Origin of the sequence: Nocardioides ferulae, assembly GCF_003660455.1 — a bacterium.
GTDB lineage: Bacteria > Actinomycetota > Actinomycetes > Propionibacteriales > Nocardioidaceae > Nocardioides > Nocardioides ferulae.
On sequence record NZ_QZVR01000004.1, the window covers coordinates 376,630 to 394,416 of the forward strand.

Genomic DNA, 17,787 nt, shown 5'->3' on the forward strand with positions numbered 1-17,787 from the left:
ATGTATTCGTGGGGAGTCTCCGCACCGGGTGCCCAGACCCTGCTGGCCGCCGCCGAGCCGGCGACCGAGCGGCCGGCCGGAGCGGCGCCGGTCGACCAGGTGCTCATCGCCACCGGGGCGGCCTCGCTGCTGACGCTGCTGCTGGCCGTCGTGGTGCTCGGCCATCGCGGCCGCGGGCTGCGCGTGGTCGACGCGGCGCTGCGCGGCGTCGAGCGCAGCCGCCTCTTCGGCGGCCAGCCGGGCTGGGCGGCGCTGCCGCTGCTCGTCGCGATGCTCTCGCTGATGACCGCGCTGCTCGGCATGTACTGGGACATCGCCCTGCACATCGGCGTCGGCCGCGACGAGGGCCCGCTCGCCAACCCCGCGCACTACCCGATCATGTTCGGCCTGTTCGGCATCTCCGCAGCCGGCGTGCTCGCCTGCGCGCTGCCGCGCGGCGACGAGGCCGGCCCGGCTGCCGTGGGGCTCTCCCGCAGTTGGCGGGCCCCGGCGGGCGGGGTCCTGCTCACCGCGGCCGGCTCCTATGCCCTCCTCGGCTTCCCGCTCGACGACGTGTGGCACCGCATCTTCGGCCAGGACGTCACGCTGTGGGGTCCCACCCACCTGATGCTGATCGGCGGAGCCGGTCTCTCCCTGGTCGCGATGGCGGTGCTGCACGAGGAGGGCCGGGTCTCGGCGTCGTCGGACACCGCGCTGCCCGAGCGGCCGCTGGGGCGCTTCCTGCAGCGCAGCTTCCTGATGGGTGGGCTCCTGATCGGCCTCAGCGTGTTCCAGGCCGAGTTCGACTTCGGCGTGCCGCAGTTCCGGCTGGTGCTGCAGCCACTGCTGATCGCGGTCGCCGCCGGCCTCGCCCTGGTCACCGCGCGCCTGTGGGTCGGTGCCGGAGGGGCCGTGGCCGCCGCGGTCTTCTACCTGGCCGTCCGCGGCGGGGTCAGCCTGATCGTCGGGCCCGGCCTCGGCGAGCTCTTCGCCGCGGTGCCGCTCTACCTCGCCGAGGCGCTGCTGGTCGAGCTGGTCGCCCTGCGCCTGGCCCGCCGGCCGCTGCTGCTCGGCCTGGTCTCCGGCACGGCGATCGGCACCCTCGGGTTCGCCGCCGAGTACTGGTGGACCGGCGTCGCGTTCCGGCTGCCCTGGACCCCCGACATCCTCGTCGAGGGCGTCCTCCTCGCCGTGGTCGGCGGGGTCGCCGGGGGCCTGCTCGGCGCCCTGCTGCACCTCGGGCTGACCCGCCAGCTGCACGGCGTACGCCGCCCCGGCCTGCTGTTCGCCCTGTCCGTCGCCGCGATCGCGGCGGCCACCGTGGACGGGGTGCTGGCCACCACGCCGGAGGACCTCTCGGCCCAGGTGGTCGTGCTGGAGCGGTCGCAGGCCGGAGGCGAGGAGCACGTGCAGGCCGAGTTCCGGTTCGGTCGCGAGCCGGTGGACGGCGAGCCGGCCTGGCTCACCGTCACCGGCTGGCAGGGCAGCACCGACGGCGACGGGCTGCACGTCGACCACCTCGAGCAGGTCGACTCCACCACGTGGCGCACCACCGAGCCGCTGCCGGTCGACGGCACCTGGAAGTCGATGGTGCGGCTGCACGACGGGCGCCACCTCACCGCGATGCCGGTCTACCTGCCCGCCGACGCCGCCATCGACGAGCCGGAGATCGCCGCCGAGTCGGGGGTCGAGCGCGACTTCGCCGAAGAGACGCTGATCCTCCAGCGCGAGCTCGAGGACGACGTGCCGGGCTGGCTGTGGGGTGTCGCGGGGCTGGTCGTCCTGCTGTGCTCGCTGCTGCTCGTGCTCGGCCTCGGCTGGGGTGTGCAGCGCTTCGCGCGGGCCGGACGGCCCGGTGCCCAGGAGCGGGTCGCGACGCCCGTCGGCTGACGGGGCGCGCGCGCCCGACTCGGCGTGCCCCGGCCGCCGAAGCGACCGGGGCACGCGTCGCGGAGAGACACTCCCCGCCGGGTTCCAGACGCACTGAGCCGGGTGTTGGCGCCCGGAGCCTGGTGACCCCAGTCTGGCGGGCCGTCCGGCCGGCCAGCAGAGTCCTTGGTCCTGGCGCGGCCGGGACCGGGCCCTGGGCGCGGCGAGGTCAGGTCACTACCCGGATCTCGGCGCCCAGCAGGGCACCCTGCCGCAACTCGAGGTCGTCGCCGGACCAGAACCGTCCCGGGTCGTAGTAGTTGGTGGGGCGGTCGGCGTCGAGCAGGCCCATCGCGGTGTACGTCGCCGCCACCACCTCGGCGCAGTAGGTCATCTCGACCGACGCGGGGCGGCGTACGCGGCCGCGCAGCCAGCGCCCCGCCAGGGCCGCCGTGGCCGGGAACGGGGTCCCGTCGAGCCGGGCGATGGTGCGCAGGAGGGCATCCTCCATGGCGGGGGTCACCTCGGCGTCGAGCTGGCGCAGCCAGGCGCGCTGCTCGTAGCGGCCGCTCCACTGCTCGACGGCCTCGCGCAGGTCGTGCAGCTGCACGCCGCGATGGTGGTTGCCGCTCCACACGTCGACCAGCCCCTTGCCCAGCTCCGCGTGCCACATCAGCGGCGGGAGGTCGTCGATCACGACCGCCATGCCGACGTGGTTGACCGGTGCGTTGGTGAGGACCCGGATAGCGTGGTCCGCGGCCGACCGGCCCCGGAACAGCCACAGGTCGCCGGTGCGGGTCAGGTCGGCCGCCTGGTCGAGGCTGAGCCGGCTCTCGGTCTGCGTCATGCGGCTCCTCGGTCTCGGTCGGGGCCGCTGGGAGCCCCGGATGGACAGGTCACGAGAGGAGGCCGCGGTGAAGCTGTGGAAGGTGCTGGGTCTGGCGGGGTTGGCGGGAGTCGCGGCCACCGGCGCCATCATCGCGCGCGACCAGCGTCAGCGGGCGCAACTCGGCCCCGAGGAGGTGCGGTCGCGGCTGCACGAGCGGCTCCGCGAGTCGGCTGCCGCTCCGGAGTCCGAGTCGCCCGCTGCCGGGACCGAGACGCAGCAGCGGCGCCCCGCGTGGCGGCGCCTGGTGCCTCGGCGCGGAGTGCGCTGACGCTGAGCGACCCGGCTGATCGACCGGTGGCCGAGCGGCCGCGGTGGCCGAGCGGCCGCGGTGGCCGAGCTTGCCGAGGCTCAGGCGGTGCGGGAGGTCGGGTGGGGGGCCGGACGCCGCCGGGTGAGGACGTGCTTGACGAACGGAGCCTCGTCGAGGCCGAGCATCTCCACCAGCTCGATGGTCTCAGCCGGGCTCAGCCGGGCGTCACGGGCCAGGCGCGCGGCCTGGGCGGTGACGCTGGCGTACTGCTCGGCCGTGATCGCCGGGATCGGGTCGTCCAGGCGTGAGTTGAAGTGGGGGTCTCGGGGTTGGGTGGCGCGCATCGTGGGTCGCCTCCTGGCTGACGGGCTGGATGAGGTGGGTGGATGCCCCCCTCATCGACCGGTGCGCCGGGGTTGTGAGGAGTTGTCCGGCCGGTCCGGCGGCGATGGGCGTGGGGCCGCGGTTCAGGCCTCGTGGCTGAACCCGAGGACCAGGGCCGAGACGACCTGTTCGCTGAGTCCGTCCTCGCCGAGGGTGCTCTCGCCGAGGTGGAGCTGGCCGAGCGAGTGCAGGTGGAGGGCGACCACCATCTCGGCGAGCTGCTCGGTGCTCACCACCGGGGCGCGGCCGAGGCGGCGCAACACGTCGGCGATCACCTCGACCAGCTCGGCCCGGAGCCGGCGGGTGTGCTCGGCCAGCACGGCGCGGGCCCGGTCGTCACGGAGTGCGAGCAGCGTGAACTCGGCCTGGATGATGAACCAGCTGCGGCCGTAGCGGCGGATCGAGTCCAGGACGTCGCCGATCGAGGCCAGGGTGAACTCCTCCTCGGGGACCTCGGCGATCGCGACGCGGGCGGCCTCGAGCATCTGGGTGGCGCCGCGCTGGAAGACCTCGAAGAAGACCTCGTCGATCGAGGAGAAGTTCGAGTAGAAGGCGCCGCGGGTGAACCCGGCCGCGCCGACGAGGTCGTCGACGGTGACCCGCTTGAGGCCGTGCTCGACGAACACGTCGAGGGCCGCCTCGAGCAGGCGCTCCCGGGTGTGCTCCCGGCGCCGGGTGGTTCGCGGTGTGGCGGGCTGCGAGGTGATGGTCGCCTCCTCTCGATACGTTTCTGTATTGAATACGTTACCGTATTGAACGTGTCCTCCTTCCTCTATCGGCTCGGCCGTGTCGCCGCGCACCGGGCCCGCCTGGTCGTCGCCTGCTGGCTGGCGGCGCTGCTCGCCCTCGGCGTCGCCGCGATCGGTCTCGGCGGCCAGCTCCAGCAGAACCTGACGATCCCCGGCACCGAGTCGCAGGAGGGCATCGACCTGCTCGACCAGCGCTTCCCGGTGCTCGCCGGCACCAGCGGCCAGCTGCTGTTCGTGGCTCCCGACGGCCAGCGGATCACCGAGCACCGCGACCAGGTCCGCGAGGTGCTGCGCCGCGTCGAGGACGTCGAGCACGTGCGGCTGGTGGTCGACCCGTTCGCCGACGGCTACGCCCATGCCCTCTCCGAGGACGGCCGCCACGCGCTCTCGCAGGTGCAGCTCGACGTCAAGCTCGACGAGCTGGACCCCGACACGGTCGCCGCCCTGGAGGACGCCGCCCAGCTGCCGGAGGGGAGCGCGCTCGAGGTGCACCTCGGCGGTTCGATCTTCACCACCACCGAGGTGACCGTCAGTGCCACCGAGGCGGTCGGCGTGGGGCTCGCGCTGATCGTGCTCGCGGTCACCTTCGGCTCGTTGCTGGCCGCCGGCATGCCGATCCTCACCGCGCTGCTCGGCGTGGCCGTGACGATGGCCGGGGTGCTGGCGGCGGCGTCGGTCGCCACGATCACCAGCACCACCCCGACCCTGGCGCTGATGATCGGGCTGGCGGTCGGCATCGACTACGCGCTGTTCATCGTGTTCCGGCACCGCACCCAGCTCGCCTCCGGCATGGACGTCGCCGAGTCCGTCGCCCGCTCGGTCGCCACCGCCGGCAGCGCGGTGATCTTCGCCGGCGCCACCGTGGTCATCGCGCTGTGCGGCCTCGTCGTCGCCCGCATCCCGTTCCTGTCGGTGATGGGCTTCGCCGCCGCGGCCGGCGTCGCCGTGGCCGTGGCCGTCGCGGTCTCGTTCGTGCCCGCCCTGCTGGCCCTGGCCGGCGAGCGCCTCCGCCCACGCCCGAGCTCGCGCGCCGCCCGGCACGCGCTCGCCTCACCCGACGACGGGCACACGATGGGCGCCCGCTGGGTCGCGGCCGTGACCAGGCTCCCCGCCCTCACCCTCGTCCTGGTCACCGCCGCGCTGCTGGTGATGGCACTCCCGGCCAAGGACCTCCAGCTCGGGCTGCCCGACAACGGCACCAAGGAGCCCGGGTCGACCCCGCGGGTCACCTACGACCTGGTCAGCGACGCCTACGGCCCCGGCTACAACAGCCCGCTGCTGGTGACCACCGACATCATCCGCACCACCGATCCCGTCGGCGTGATGGAGCGGCTCGGGCAGGACCTCGCCGCCCTCGACCGGGTCGCCGCGGTGCCGCTGGCCACGCCGAACCCCGACGCCGACCTCGGCATCGTGCAGGTCGTGCCCGAGACCGGCCAGACCGACCCGGCCACCGCCGACCTGGTGCGCCAGATCCGCGAGCTGCGCCCCGAGCTCGAGGCCAGATACGACGTCACCGACCTCAAGGTCACCGGCCAGACCGCCGTCACCATCGACGTCTCCGACCGGCTCTCCGGTGCGCTGCTGCCGTTCGGCGTCGTCGTGGTGGGGCTGTCCCTGCTGCTGCTGACGATCGTGTTCCGATCCGTGGCGGTGCCGCTCAAGGCCACGCTCGGCTACCTGCTCTCGGTGCTCGCCTCCTTCGGGGCCGTCGCCGCCGTCTTCGAATGGGGCTGGCTGGCCGAGACGCTGAACGTCGCCCGGGTCGGCCCGGTGATCTCGTTCCTGCCGATCATCTTGATGGGCGTCCTGTTCGGCCTCGCCATGGACTACGAGGTCTTCCTGGTCTCGCGGATGAGCGAGGAGTTCGTGCACACCGGCGACGCCACCCGGGCCGTGACCGCCGGCTTCGCGGCCAGCGCCCGCGTGGTGACCGCCGCCGCCGTGATCATGATCTGCGTCTTCGCCGCCTTCGTGCCGCACGGCGACTCGATCGTGAAGCCGATCGCGCTGGGGCTGGCCGTCGGGGTGTTCGTCGACGCGTTCCTGGTGCGGATGACCCTGGTGCCCGCCGTGATGGCGCTGCTCGGCCACCGCGCCTGGTGGCTGCCCGCCCGGCTCGACCGGCGGCTGCCGCACCTCGACGTGGAGGGCGCGGGCCTGCAGGCGCACCTCGACCACGAGGACTGGGTACGCCGCCACGGCGAGGCCGCGGTGCGGGCCGAGGAGGTGCTGCTCGTCGACGAGCACGGGGCGCCGCTGCTCGCCCCCGTGTCGCTGGTGGTGCACCCCGGCAGCCTGCACGTGGTCTCCTCCGACGACCGGGTCGCCCGCAAGGCGCTGCTCGCCGCGCTCGCCGGCCGGTTCGACATCGCCGGCGGCACCCTGGTCGTGCAGGGCCGGCTGCTGCCCAGCGAGGCGCTCGCGGTGCGCGCCCAGGTCTGGCACTTCGACCGGATGCCGCCGCTCGACCGGCTCCGTGACCTGGCCGAGCGGGCCGGCCGCGGGCTGCTGGTCGTCGTCGACGACGTCGACCTCCAGGGCGGACCCGACGCACAGGCCCACCGCTGGACGGGGCTCGCCGAGCTCACCGCCGGGGGCGCCACCGTCGTCGCCGGCGCCCGCACCGCGCCACCACCCGGCGTACCGCACCGGGCGTGTGTGCTCGCCGCCGCGGACCCGGCCGACCGAAGCCGTCCCGCCCGCACCGACTCCGACCGGGAGGTCCTCGCGTGAACCGACACCGCCCGCTGGTGAGACTGCTGCTCGCCGTCGTGCTGCTGCCCGCCGCCCTCGGCGCCCTCGCCCTGTGGTCGCTCTCCGAGCGGGTCGACGACCTCGACCAGGCGCCCGCGGCCGTCGTGAACCTCGACCGGCCGGTGCAGTCCGGGGAGGGCGGGCAGCAGCAGACGATCGCCGCCGGCCGGCTGCTCGCGGCCGGGCTCACGGCCCCCGACGACCCCGACCAGCAGGTGCTCGGCTGGGAGCTCACCGACGCACGCGACGCCGAGGCCGGGCTCGCCGACGGCAGCTACCACGCGGTGCTGACGATCCCGCGTGACTTCTCCGAGACGCTCGCGGGCCTGGCCGAGAACCGTCCCCGGCAGGCCGGGATCACCGTGCGCACGGGTGACGTCTCCGGGGCGGTGCTGGGCAGCCTGACCGACCAGGTGGGCGCGGTCGCCGCGGCCGAGCTCGGCCAACAGATCACCTCGACCTACCTCGAGGGGCTCTATGGAGAGACCTCCCGACTCGCGGTCCGGCTCGGTCGGGCCGCCGACGGCGCCGATCGGCTGGCCGGCGGCGCCACCGACCTGAGCGACGGCGCCACCCGGCTCGGGGCCGGCGCCCGGGAGCTGGCGGCCGGACTGGGCACCCTCGCCGGTGGGGCGGACCAGCTGCGCGAGGGCAGCAGCGTCGTCGACGGCGGGGTCGGCCGGCTCGCCGGCGGCCTCGGGCAGCTCTCCAGCGGTGCGGGGGACCTCTCCGTGGGGGCCGAGCGACTCGGCGACGGAGTCGCCCGGCTGGGCAGCGGCACGACCGAGCTCGCCACCGGAGCGGACGATCTCGCCGACGGCGCCGACGACCTCGCGACCGGCCTGGGCCGGCTGCGAGAGCAGCTGCGGCCGATGCCCGAGCAGACCGACCGCCTCGCCGACGGCGCCGGCCAGGTCAGCGACGGCGTGGGCGGTTGGGCCCGGGTGCTGCAGGGCTGGCAGCAGGCCTGCGCCGGCGACCCCTTGTTGGTGCGGTACGCCGCGCTGTGCGCCGGCACCGAGCAGGCGGTCGGCGCGGACGGCGGCACCGCCGATCGGCTCGTGGCCGGTTCGACCGCGGTCGCCGAGGGCACCCGTGAACTGGCCGACGCCAGCCCGGCGCTCCTCACCGGGGTCACCGACGCGGCCGAGGGCGCGGGCCGGCTCGGCACCGGCGCGCGTCGCCTGGCCGATGGTGCCGAACGGCTGGCCGGGGGAGCGCAGCGGCTGGCCGCCGGCGCGGGCACCCTGAGCGGCGGCGCCGGGGATCTCGCCGACGGAGCCACGTCGGCCTCCGCCGGTGTCACCGAGCTGGCCGGCGGCACCGCCCGCCTCGAGCAGGGTGCCGGCGAGCTCTCGGCGGGTGTGCACGAGGCCAGGGGCGGGGCCGCGGAGCTGGCCGCCGGTGCCGGCCGGCTCGCCGAGGGAGCCGGCGAGCTGGAGTCCGGCTCCGGCGAGCTGGCCGACCGGCTCCGACAGGGCGTCGACCAGGTGCCGAGCCAGACCGAGGAGGAGCAGCGTCAGGCGGCCCAGGCCGCCGCCCAGCCGGTCACCAGCCGCACCGAGCGGGCCGAGGCCTCCGCCGCGGACACCGTCGCCCCGGCCGTGCTGGCGCTGGCGCTGTGGATCGGCGCTCTGGTGCTCTTCCTGGTCCGGCCGGCCCTGCCTCCCGAGCGGCTGGCCGAGGCCGGCCTCCCGCTGCGGGTCGCCCTGGCCGGCTGGCGGCCGGCCGCGCTGCTCGGAGCGCTCCAGGGGCTGCTCCTGCTGTCGGTGCTGGGGCCCCTCGACGTCGGGGTCGCGCACCTGGCCGGCCTGGTCGGCGTACTGCTGGTGTCGGTGCTCTCGTTCGCGGCGGTCAACCAGGCGCTCGTGGCCGCGCTGGGTGCGCGCCGTGGCTGGGTGGCCTCGATCGGCTTCACGCTGGTGCAGACGCTGACGCTGAGCGGGTTGGTGCCGATCGACTCCGCTCCGGCGGTGCTGCGCGCCCTGCACGGCGTCCTGCCGGTGCCGGTCGCCGCCGACCTGGTCCGGTGGGCGCTGCTCGACACGGGCGCCGGGCTCGCGGGTGGCGTGCTGCTGCTCCTGGCCTGGGGCGGCGCGGGACTCGTGCTCAGCGTCCGGGCCGCCCGGCGCGCGGCCCGGCTGAGCATCGACGACGTCCGCGCCGCGGCCGGAGAGGACGTCGACCGCGAGCTGGCGATGACACACTGACCGGGTGCCCGACGACTTCCTGGTCGCCCGCAACCCCGACGACGAGTCGACGCTGCCCTTCCTGCTGCGCATCCCGCTGGGGTCGCGGGGAGTGATCCTGAAGGCGCGCGAGTCGTGGCCGCGCACCAGCAAGGTCTACTGCCACCGGGTGGAGGAGTGGCCGGCGGACGCCCAGATCGTCGAGCGGGTGCCGGTGCGCAGCTGCGTCCAGCGCGGTGCCGCGGTCGACCTGGTGCTCGACCGCGGCCGGGAGAACCGGTCGCAGCTGGTGTTCACCCGGGTGAAGGGGCGGCCGGCGATCTTCTGGCAGACCGCGCGGACGACCCGGCAGGCGCGGCCGGGGGTGGCGGTGCCCAAGGCCCGGGCCTCGGGTGTGGCGGGTCTCCAGATCGTCGTCGACTCCCGCGAGCGGTATGCCTTCCGGTTCGGCGACCAGCAGGTCGTGCTCGAGAAGGGGGCGCTGCCGGCCGGCGACTACGGCGTGCTGCGCGACGGCCGGCTGCTGGCGAGCGTGGAGCGCAAGAGCCTCCAGGACCTGGTGTCGTCGTTGACGTCCGGCAAGCTGCGCTACCAGCTGGCCGAGCTGGCGACGCTGCCCCGGGCCGCAGTGGTGGTGGAGGACAGGTACTCGGCCGTGTTCCGGCTCGACCGGGTGCGGCCGGCCGTGGTCGCCGACGCGCTCGCGGAGTGCCAGGTGCGGTGGCCGCAGGTGCCGATCGTGTTCTGCGAGACGCGCCCGCTGGCGCAGGAGTGGACCTACCGCTTCCTCGCTGCCGCCGTGACCGGACTCGACGAGGAGGAGCACGGGAGCGTCGTGGTGGCGGCGCTGGCCGAGGCGCCCGCCCTCGCGCCCGCGGCGCCCACTCCGGCGCAGGTGCGGGCCTGGGCGCAGCGCGCGGGGTACGACGTGTCCGACCGCGGGCGGGTGCCGCAGCGTCTCGTCGCGGCCTACCAGGCGGCACACGGCGGCTGACGGACGAGGGGCCGGGCAACCGTCTTTCAGTCGGCGCGCCGAGACGAAAGTCGGATGCGGTGCGGACCGCTCCATCGCTACCGTCGAGGCACACCGATCACCCCCTGCTCGAGGTTCCGCCATGTCCCGCACCCCCGCTCCCCGCCGCACCTGGCAGGCCCTGTCACCGGCCGAGAAGCAGCAGCGACTCGCCACCCTGCGCCGTCGCCAGCAGCGGCAGATCGAGCACGAGGCCCGGATGCTGGTGCGTCACCTCGGCTGATCGACTCAGCCGGCCAGCTCGCGCCGGTCGTCGGGCAGCCTGCGGGTCAGGCCGCGGCGGTCCAGGTGCTCCAGCAGCGGCAGCGCCACCCGGCGGGAGGTGCCCAGCAGGGCCCGGGCCTGGCTGATGGTGAACGGCTGAGGCAGGTCGGCCAGACGCGCCGCCGCGACCTCGGCGGCGTCGGGCAGCAGCACGATGCCCGGCGCCACCCGCAGCAGCCGCCCGGCCCGGGCCGCCGCGGCGGCCCGGCGGTCGTCGAGGCCGAGCTCGCGCAGCCGGTCGGCGGTGGGGGCGGCGAACGGCCCGTCGGCCAGGTCGGCCTCGAGGGCCGCGATCGCCCGGACCAGGTCGGCGGGCAGGCCGCCGCGTCCGTCGACGACGACCCTCCCCTCGTGCACCCGCAGCGGCTCGCGCACCAGCGCCGGGAGCACCTCCGCCGGCAGCCCGATCCGCTCCGCCGCGACCGCGACCGGCAGCCCCGGGTCGAGCGGGTGGGAGTCGTCGTGGGCACGGACCGCGGCAGCGAGCGCCCTGGCGCCCTCCTCGACCCGGTGAGGCCCGACCCACCAGCCGCCCGCAGCGACCGAGCCCGCCGGCGGGTCCGAGGTGGGTACGCCGAGCCGCCGCAGCAGGTCGGCGTCGACCAGGCCGCGGCGCCGGAGCTCGTCGGCGAGGTCGGGCGCTCCGGTGTGCGCGGCCAGGTTCGCCGCGCGGGCGGCCGCGGCGCCACGCCGCCGCAGCGCGGGGGGAGCCGGGTCGAGCACCCGCACCCCCCAGATCCGCCGGCTGCCGGGGTCGCGCAGCAGGGCCCGGTCGCCGACCCGCAGCGGCAGCGGCCGGCCCAGGGTCAGCCGGGCCAGGCCCCGTGCCGCGTCGAGCGGGCGGGTGCGGGCGGCCACCGAAGTGGCTCCGACGTGCAACACCGGCCCCGCGGGAAGCGGCCGGTCGAGGTCACCGGAGAGCCGCACGTCGACCACCTCGGTCAGGTGCCAGGCGCCGGGTGTCAGCAGCACCGACTCGCGATCGGCGGTGTCCACGCCGTCGCCGGTCAGGTTCACCGCGACCCGGGCGACGCCGGTCGCCTGCTCCACCGGCTCGCCCAGCGACTGCACGGCCCGCACCCGGACCGGTGCCGTGCCGGCAGGGGTGAGCAGGTCGAGCGAGTCGCCGGCGCGCACCGTCCCGGCCGGCAGGGTGCCGGTGACGACGGTGCCGGCGCCGCGCACGGTGAACCGGCGGTCCACCCAGAGCCGGACATCGGCCGTGGGGGAGGGGGCGGGCAGCCGCCGGACCATCTCGGTCAGCCGGGAGCGCAGCTCGTCGAGACCGAGCCCGGTCGTGGCGCTGACCGGGAGGACGGGCGCACCCGCCAGCCCGGTCGCCGCGAGCTCGCCGGTGGCACGCGCGGCTGCCGGGCCGGGGTCGGCGAGGTCGGACCGGGTGACGGCCACGACCCCGTGCCGCACCCCGAGCGCGTCAAGCGCGGCGAGATGCTCGGCGGCCTGCGGCATCCACGGGTCGTCGGCGGCGACCACGAACAGCACGGCCGGCACCGGCCCCACACCGGCCAGCATCGTGGGCACGAACCGCTCGTGGCCGGGGACGTCTACGAACGCGACGTCGCCCGGGCTCGGCAGCCCGGGCAGATCCGGCAGCGTGGTCCAGGCATAGCCGAGCTCGATGGTGAGCCCGCGCCGCTTCTCCTCCGCCAGCCGGTCGGGATCGGTGCCGGTGAGGGCGCGCACCAGGGTGGACTTGCCGTGGTCGACATGTCCCGCGGTCGCGACGACGTGCACCGTGCCCCGCCTCAGCCCGCCGGGGTCGGCGCGGTGGGGGGTGCGGCGACCGCGCGGCGTACGGCGTCGGCGAGCGCGGCGTCGTCGGCCGCCGGCACGGCGAACAGGTCGAGCAGCAGCCGGCCCCGCTCGACCCGGCCGACCACCGGCGTCACCGGGTCCGAGCGCAGCGGGCCGGCCAGCCGCTCGGGGAGTGCGATGGCGGCGCTGGGCAGGTCGACACCGGGAGCGCCGCCACCACCGACCGCGGCCACGGAGTCGACGGCCTCGGCGTCCATCGCGTGGAGGTCGGCGGCCAGCCGCTCGGCGCGGCGCCGCAGCTCCGCGAGCGGCGTGTCCAGCGCCGCCGGCACCGGCGGGGCCGGCCCGGTGAGGGTGGCCTCCAGGGCGGCCAGCGTGAGCTTGTCGACGCGCAGGGCGCGCGCGAACGGGTGGCGCCGCAGCCGCTCGACCAGGTCGGCGTCGCCCAGCATCAGCCCGCACTGCGGCCCGCCGAGCAGCTTGTCGCCGGAGGCGGTGACCAGGTCGGCACCGGCCCGGAGCGCGGCGGCGGCGCTGGGCTCGTCGGGCAGCCGTGGGTGCGGGGCGAGCAGGCCGGAGCCGATGTCGACGACCACCGGGACCGGCAGGGTGGCGAGCTCGGCGACCGGGACCGACGAGGTGAAGCCGGAGACCAGGAAGTTCGAGGGGTGCACCTTGAGCACGAAGGCGACGTCGGGGTCGGCGGCCACCGCTTCCTCGTAGTCGGCGCGCCGCACCCGGTTGGTGGTGCCGACCTCGCGCAGCCGGGCACCGACCGACTCGAGCAGCTCGGGGATGCGGAACCCGTCGCCGATCTCGACCAGCTCGCCGCGGGCCACCACGACCGTGCGGCCCGCGGCGAGGGCGCAGGTGGCCAGGGCCAGCGCCGCCGCGCCGTTGTTGACCACGTGGACGCCGCCCGCGTCGGGCGCGGCGGCGCCGAGCGCGGCCAGCGCCGATCTGCCGCGTCGTCCGCGCCGTCCGGTCTCGAGGTCGAGCTCGACGTCGGTGGCGCCGGCCGCCACTGCGATCGCCTCGACGGCGGCGGCCGACAGCGGGGCGCGGCCGAGGTTGGTGTGCACCAGCACGCCGGTGGCGTTGAGCACCGGGCGCAGGGCGGTCGCCGCCGGTGGCAGCGCGGCCACCGCGGCGTCGGCGACGTCGTGGGGCGCCAGCTCTCCGGCGCGGCACCGCTCCAGCGCGCCGGCGACCGCGCCCTTCACGATCCGCGGACCGAGGCTCTCGGCGGCGGTACGCAACCGGGGGTCGGCCAGCACGGTGTCGGTGCGCGGGGTCGACCGCCGCGGGTCGTCGGCGGGGAGCTGGTCGGTCGGCACGGGTTCCTCTCGAGAGGCGAGTGGCCATTGTGCCCGCCCCGGGGAAGGCGAACGCCCGGCCGATGGCACCGGCCGGGCGTTCGCGACGTCGAGGACGTCAGTGGTGCGGGGTGGTCAGCGGGTGACCTTCACGACGACCTTGGCGCTGCTGCCCGAGATCGACTTGTTGCCGGCGTACTTGACGGTGAACTTGTGCTTGCCGACGGGCAGCTTGCCGAGCTTGATGACCGCGGTGCCGTTCTTGAGCGTGGCGCGGGCCTTCTTCTTGCCCTTGACCGCGACGACCTTGCCCGCGGCCGCGCCCATCTCGTCCTCGACGCTGACCTTGATCTTGGCGACCTTGCCCTTCTTGACCTTCACCGACTTCGGCGCGGTCAACGTCGAGCTCTGCTTGAGCAGGACGAAGTCCTCGATGACGGCCCCGGGCGCCTCGTCGGTGAGGGCGCAGTCGAGAGTCATCGGCTGAGCGCCGCCCTCGGTGGTGAGGCTGAACGCCTCGGGCAGGAAAGCGTCGTAGGTGCCGGGCGTCGGGGTGGTGAACGCCTCGTTCACGCCCTCGGCGTTCCAGGTGGAACCGTCCTCGGAGAACTCCCCCTGCAGCGGGACCGGAACGCCGCTGTCGCCCATGTCGAAGCCGAAGTCCTCCGACGAGGCCCCGGTGATGCCCTGGCTGGTGATCACTCCCGCCACGAAGTCGGGAACGGTGGCGCTCGCGGTGACCGGCAGCAGACCGGCCATGACGTTGGCCCCGGCCCAGTACTGCGGCACGGGGAGCGATCCGGTGACGGTGAGATCGAAGGTGCCGACCGGGGTCGGGCCCAGGGAGCAGGCGTAGGTGTTGGTCACCGTCGCGGCGTGCGCGGCGGTCGAGCCGAGCCCGACGAGGGTGCCGGCGGCGAGGGCGGTGGAGGCCGCTGCGACGGTGGCGCGGCTGGACAGACGACGGAAATTCAAGGGGATCCCTCCCGAGTGACAAGGGCTACCACTCGGTAGCCTGGCAGGAGCCTAACCCGGTTCGCGTGACGGCGGACACAGACCCTGGATTAGTCCTCGAGCCGGAGGACGGGTCGACCATCGGGTGCACTACGCTCGGCGCGATGTCCGTCGAGTCGCGCCAGGTCTTCCTGCATGTGGGGATGCCGAAGACCGGCACCACGTTCGTGCAGTCCGTGCTGCACGCCTCGCGCGACCAGCTGCACGCCCAAGGCGTCGCGCTGCTGCCCCAGACCCGGCAGGAGCACTTCTGGGTGGGGCTCGACGTCCGCGGCGTGGTGCACCCCGAGCACGATCCGCCGCGCGCGCAGACCGCCTTGGAGAGGTTCCGTCGGTCGCTGACCGTGGTCGACACCCCCCGAGTTTTGTTCTCCGACGAACTGGTCGGCGGGGCCGGCGACGAGTCGATCGGCCGGTTCGTCCAGGCCTGCGGCGACGCCGAGGTGCACGTGATCGTCACCGTACGCAGCCTCTCGCGACTGCTGCCGTCGGCGTGGCAGCAGCGGGTCCAGGACGCCTCGCCCCAGACGTTCGACGACTTCCTCGCGAAGGTCCGCGCCGGCGAGGGCTGGGTCGGTGAGCGGTTCCGGGCGAACAACGACGTGCGCGACATCATCGCCCGCTGGTCCCAGCACGTGCCGCTCGAGCGCATCCACGTGGTGACGATGCCCGGAGCCGGACAGGACCCGCGCAGCCTGCTGCAGCGGTTCTGCGATGTCGTCGGGGTCGATCCCGAAGGTTTCGACGAGGGCGACGCCGTCCGCAATCCGTCGCTGGGCCGCGTCCAGGCAGAGCTGCTGCGGGCGGTGAACCAGGACGTCCCCAAGGAGTTGCGCAGCCGGCATCATTACGTCGCGGTGAGCAAGCGGTGGCTGACCGTCGAGCACCTGACCCGCCAGGAGAGCCAGCCGGTGCGGCTCCCGGCGGAGGCGCGCGAGTGGTGCGCCGATTGGTCCCAGGAGATCATCGACTTCCTGCGCCACTCCCCGGTGCAGGTCGTCGGCGACCTCGACGACCTGCGCGCCCCGGATCGCGACTTCGAGGATCAGCCCCCGGTCACCGCCGAGCAGGTCGCCGACTCCGCGATCCGCGCGCTCCGCTCGATCTCGCTGGAGCGGGTGGAGGAGACCGCCGCCAGGAGGGCCGAGCAGAAGGCCCGTCGTGAGCAGGCCGAGCAGGAGCGGCGAGCCCGGGCGGCCGCCGCCCGCGCCGCTGCCGAGGCCGCCGCCAAGGTGCCCCCGCCGTCGCTACCGCGGCGCGCGGTGCGGAAGGTCCGCCGGGTCCTCGGCGGCTGACGGTTCGAGTGGCGGAGGCGGACGGGAATCGAACCCGCCGGACCCGGCTACCGGGCCCCTACGGTGTTGAGGACCGCGCCCGTCACCAGACGAGGAACGCCTCCGGCAGTGACTCTAGTGGCACGGCCCCAGCCGCCCGCCCGGGCTCGTCGCGGCCCGCGACGTAGGTTGGCGCCCATGACGACGGGGACGAACACCTCTGGCATCCGGCTGACCCAGTTCGCCTCCGGTGGCGGGTGTGCCTGCAAGGTGCCGCCCGGCGAGCTCGAGCGCGTGGTGGCCGGGCTGCCCACCGGCCCGTCCGCCGGCATGGCCACCTCCGAGCTGCTGGTCGGGCTCGAGCACGGCGACGACGCCGCGGCGGTGCGTCTCGACGGCGACCGGGCGGTGCTCGCGACCACCGACTTCTTCACGCCGGTCGTCGACGACGCGTTCGAGTGGGGCCGGATCGCCGCGACCAACGCACTCTCCGACATCTACGCGATGGGCGGCGAGCCGCTGCTCGCCCTCAACCTGCTGGCCTGGCCGCGCGACAAGATCCCATTCGACCTCGCACGCGAGGTGCTGCGCGGCGGTGCCGAGGTCTGTCGGGAGGCAGGCGCGCACCTGGCCGGCGGACACAGCATCGACGACCCCGAGCCGAAGTACGGCCTGGCGGTGACCGGGTTGGCCGACCCCGACCTGCTGCTGCGCAACGACGCCGCCCGCCCCGGGACGCCGCTCACGCTCACCAAGCCGCTCGGTCTCGGGGTGCTCAACAACCGGCACAAGGCCACCGGCGAGTGGAACGAACAGGCGGTCGCGGTGATGACCACGCTGAACCGCGAGGCGTCACGGGCGGCGGTCGCGGCCGGGGCACGGGCGGCCACCGACGTGACCGGCTTCGGCCTGCTGGGCCACCTGCACAAGATGGCCAGGGCCAGCGGGGTGACGGCGATCGTCGACGCGGCCGCCGTGCCCTACGTCGACGGAGCCCGCGAGGCGCTGCGTGACGGCTTCGTCCCCGGCGGGAGCCGACGCAACCTCGACTGGGTGCGTCCGCACCTGGATGCCTCGGTCGCGGAGGACGAGCTGTTGCTCCTCGCCGATGCCCAGACCTCCGGTGGGTTGCTGGTCGCGGGCGAGCTGCCCGGCCACCCGGTGATCGGCGAGCTGGTCGCCGCCAAGCAGAGCACCACCCTCGTGGTCCGCTGACCCCACGCTCTCCGCCAGCGAGTCATCCGGTCTGGAAGGAGTCGAGGTCGATCTCGAGGTGGGTGCCGGTGACGCTCTCGGGGTGGATGTCGAGGCCGACGGGTGCGGTGAGGATGAGGTCGGCCTCGGTTCGGTGAGCGGGTGGGTGCCTTGGTCGTCGACGAGGAACGCCAGTCCGTGGGGGGTCTGCCAGAGGTAGCGGCCGGGGCCGGCGGCGCGGCCGCGGTAGCCGCAGTGGGTTTTCCATCGATGGTGTCGGCGGCGGAGTGGTGCGGCGTTGTGGGGGCCGGTCTGGCCCGGTGGCCCGGCTGTGCGGTCGGGGTCGGGTGGTCGGTAGGGCTGGACGTGGTCGAGGTCGACGGTGTCGCGGGTGGCGGCGGTGGAGTAGGGGAAGACGTCGCCGCCGGGTTGGGTCATCGGGTCCACCAGCCCGGCCAGCTCGCCGGCGGCTTCGCGGACCGGCTCACCGTGCAGGGTGGCCCAGTGGGCGGCGAGTCGCATCTCGGTGACTTCGGCGGCGCGGCGGGTGGTCATGGTCTGGGTGGCCGCGGCCAGCGTCGCCCGCGCGTCGAGATCGGTGATCTCGTGCGGTTCGGGGTGCTGGCTGGTGGGCATGGGTCTAGTCTAGTTCGAACAGGTGTTCGGGACAAGGGTTGTCTTGGGTTTGTGGGTTGGGTGCGGGGGTCTCGACTCGCGTCGTCCCTGGCGCTCCTCGCGGCTCGACCACCGGGTCTCGGCAAGCTCGACCGCCGGGGCTCGACCACCGGCGGCTCGACCAGCGGGTGCGGAACGTCACACTCGTCGCCCGCCGACCCCACGCATGACGCCC

14 protein-coding genes and 1 tRNA gene are annotated in these 17,787 nt (G+C 74.9%); 8 read left to right on the forward strand and 7 right to left on the reverse strand.

Features of this window, described 5'->3' with window-relative positions:
- Positions 1 to 1,869 (forward strand): hypothetical protein, encoded by a 1,869-nt coding sequence (locus D6B71_RS08080; RefSeq protein ID WP_121253780.1) that lies wholly within the window; start codon positions 1 to 3, stop codon positions 1,867 to 1,869.
- A 208-nt stretch (positions 1,870 to 2,077) separates the two neighbouring features.
- Here the strand turns inward: D6B71_RS08080 and D6B71_RS08085 are convergent, their stop codons facing one another.
- A complete protein-coding gene (locus D6B71_RS08085; RefSeq protein ID WP_121253782.1) occupies positions 2,078 to 2,695 on the reverse strand; it encodes a hypothetical protein in 618 nt (205 codons plus the stop codon).
- A gap of 40 nt (positions 2,696 to 2,735) precedes the next feature.
- Between D6B71_RS08085 and D6B71_RS08090 the strand changes: the two genes are divergently transcribed.
- The gene (locus tag D6B71_RS08090; protein ID WP_121253945.1) at positions 2,736 to 3,005 is read left to right on the forward strand and encodes a hypothetical protein; all 270 of its coding nucleotides are present in this window, start codon (positions 2,736 to 2,738) and stop codon (positions 3,003 to 3,005) included.
- Positions 3,006 to 3,085: 80 nt separating this feature from the next.
- Here D6B71_RS08090 and D6B71_RS08095 read toward each other — a convergent pair whose 3' ends face one another.
- Together D6B71_RS08095 and D6B71_RS08100 are read right to left on the reverse strand one after the other, a co-directional pair.
- Entirely contained in the window at positions 3,086 to 3,331 is a 246-nt protein-coding gene (locus tag D6B71_RS08095) for a hypothetical protein (RefSeq protein ID WP_121253784.1), read from the reverse strand.
- Positions 3,332 to 3,454: 123 nt separating this feature from the next.
- Positions 3,455 to 4,171, reverse strand: a complete 717-nt coding sequence (locus D6B71_RS08100) for a TetR/AcrR family transcriptional regulator (RefSeq protein ID WP_121253786.1) — start codon at positions 4,169 to 4,171, stop codon at positions 3,455 to 3,457.
- Here D6B71_RS08100 and D6B71_RS08105 point away from each other — a divergent pair.
- From D6B71_RS08105 to D6B71_RS22665, 4 genes are all read left to right on the forward strand, one after another.
- Positions 4,130 to 6,856, forward strand: coding sequence for an MMPL family transporter (locus tag D6B71_RS08105; RefSeq protein ID WP_121253788.1), 2,727 nt, complete (start codon positions 4,130 to 4,132; stop codon positions 6,854 to 6,856). The genes D6B71_RS08100 and D6B71_RS08105 overlap by 42 nt on opposite strands.
- Positions 6,853 to 9,087: a YhgE/Pip family protein gene (locus D6B71_RS08110; protein ID WP_164519577.1), complete on the forward strand. Its 2,235-nt coding sequence runs from the start codon at positions 6,853 to 6,855 to the stop codon at positions 9,085 to 9,087. The genes D6B71_RS08105 and D6B71_RS08110 overlap by 4 nt, the downstream gene beginning before the upstream one ends.
- A gap of 4 nt (positions 9,088 to 9,091) precedes the next feature.
- Positions 9,092 to 10,060: an ERCC4 domain-containing protein gene (locus D6B71_RS08115; protein ID WP_121253792.1), complete on the forward strand. Its 969-nt coding sequence runs from the start codon at positions 9,092 to 9,094 to the stop codon at positions 10,058 to 10,060.
- 121 nt (positions 10,061 to 10,181) lie between these two features.
- A complete protein-coding gene (locus D6B71_RS22665; RefSeq protein ID WP_164519578.1) occupies positions 10,182 to 10,322 on the forward strand; it encodes a hypothetical protein in 141 nt (46 codons plus the stop codon).
- 5 nt (positions 10,323 to 10,327) lie between these two features.
- Here D6B71_RS22665 and selB read toward each other — a convergent pair whose 3' ends face one another.
- The 3 genes from selB to D6B71_RS08130 form a co-directional block, all read right to left on the reverse strand.
- Positions 10,328 to 12,118 (reverse strand): selenocysteine-specific translation elongation factor, encoded by a 1,791-nt coding sequence (gene selB, locus D6B71_RS08120; protein WP_121253794.1) that lies wholly within the window; start codon positions 12,116 to 12,118, stop codon positions 10,328 to 10,330.
- A gap of 11 nt (positions 12,119 to 12,129) precedes the next feature.
- A complete protein-coding gene (selA, locus tag D6B71_RS08125) occupies positions 12,130 to 13,476 on the reverse strand; it encodes an L-seryl-tRNA(Sec) selenium transferase (protein WP_121253796.1) in 1,347 nt (448 codons plus the stop codon).
- 114 nt (positions 13,477 to 13,590) lie between these two features.
- On the reverse strand, positions 13,591 to 14,430 hold the full coding sequence (locus tag D6B71_RS08130; protein WP_121253798.1) for an Ig-like domain repeat protein: 840 nt from the start codon (positions 14,428 to 14,430) through the stop codon (positions 13,591 to 13,593).
- A gap of 143 nt (positions 14,431 to 14,573) precedes the next feature.
- Between D6B71_RS08130 and D6B71_RS08135 the strand changes: the two genes are divergently transcribed.
- The gene (locus D6B71_RS08135) at positions 14,574 to 15,764 is read left to right on the forward strand and encodes a hypothetical protein (protein WP_121253800.1); all 1,191 of its coding nucleotides are present in this window, start codon (positions 14,574 to 14,576) and stop codon (positions 15,762 to 15,764) included.
- Positions 15,765 to 15,773: 9 nt separating this feature from the next.
- Here the strand turns inward: D6B71_RS08135 and D6B71_RS08140 are convergent.
- A tRNA-Sec gene (locus tag D6B71_RS08140) sits at positions 15,774 to 15,868 on the reverse strand.
- Positions 15,869 to 15,941: 73 nt separating this feature from the next.
- On the opposite strand from D6B71_RS08140, the gene selD reads away from it, so the two are divergent.
- Positions 15,942 to 16,958: a selenide, water dikinase SelD gene (gene selD / locus D6B71_RS08145; RefSeq protein WP_121253802.1), complete on the forward strand. Its 1,017-nt coding sequence runs from the start codon at positions 15,942 to 15,944 to the stop codon at positions 16,956 to 16,958.
- The last annotated feature ends 829 nt before the right edge of the window (positions 16,959 to 17,787 follow it).

Coding starts and splice junctions, on each gene's coding strand:
- D6B71_RS08080 (WP_121253780.1), top strand. CDS start 1: ATGTATTCGTGGGGAGTCTCCGCACCGGGTGCCCAGACCCTGCTGGCC.
- D6B71_RS08085 (WP_121253782.1), bottom strand. CDS start 2,695: ATGACGCAGACCGAGAGCCGGCTCAGCCTCGACCAGGCGGCCGACCTG.
- D6B71_RS08090 (WP_121253945.1), top strand. CDS start 2,736: ATGGACAGGTCACGAGAGGAGGCCGCGGTGAAGCTGTGGAAGGTGCTG.
- D6B71_RS08095 (WP_121253784.1), bottom strand. CDS start 3,331: ATGCGCGCCACCCAACCCCGAGACCCCCACTTCAACTCACGCCTGGAC.
- D6B71_RS22665 (WP_164519578.1), top strand. CDS start 10,182: ATGTCCCGCACCCCCGCTCCCCGCCGCACCTGGCAGGCCCTGTCACCG.
- D6B71_RS08135 (WP_121253800.1), top strand. CDS start 14,574: ATGTCCGTCGAGTCGCGCCAGGTCTTCCTGCATGTGGGGATGCCGAAG.
- selD (WP_121253802.1), top strand. CDS start 15,942: ATGACGACGGGGACGAACACCTCTGGCATCCGGCTGACCCAGTTCGCC.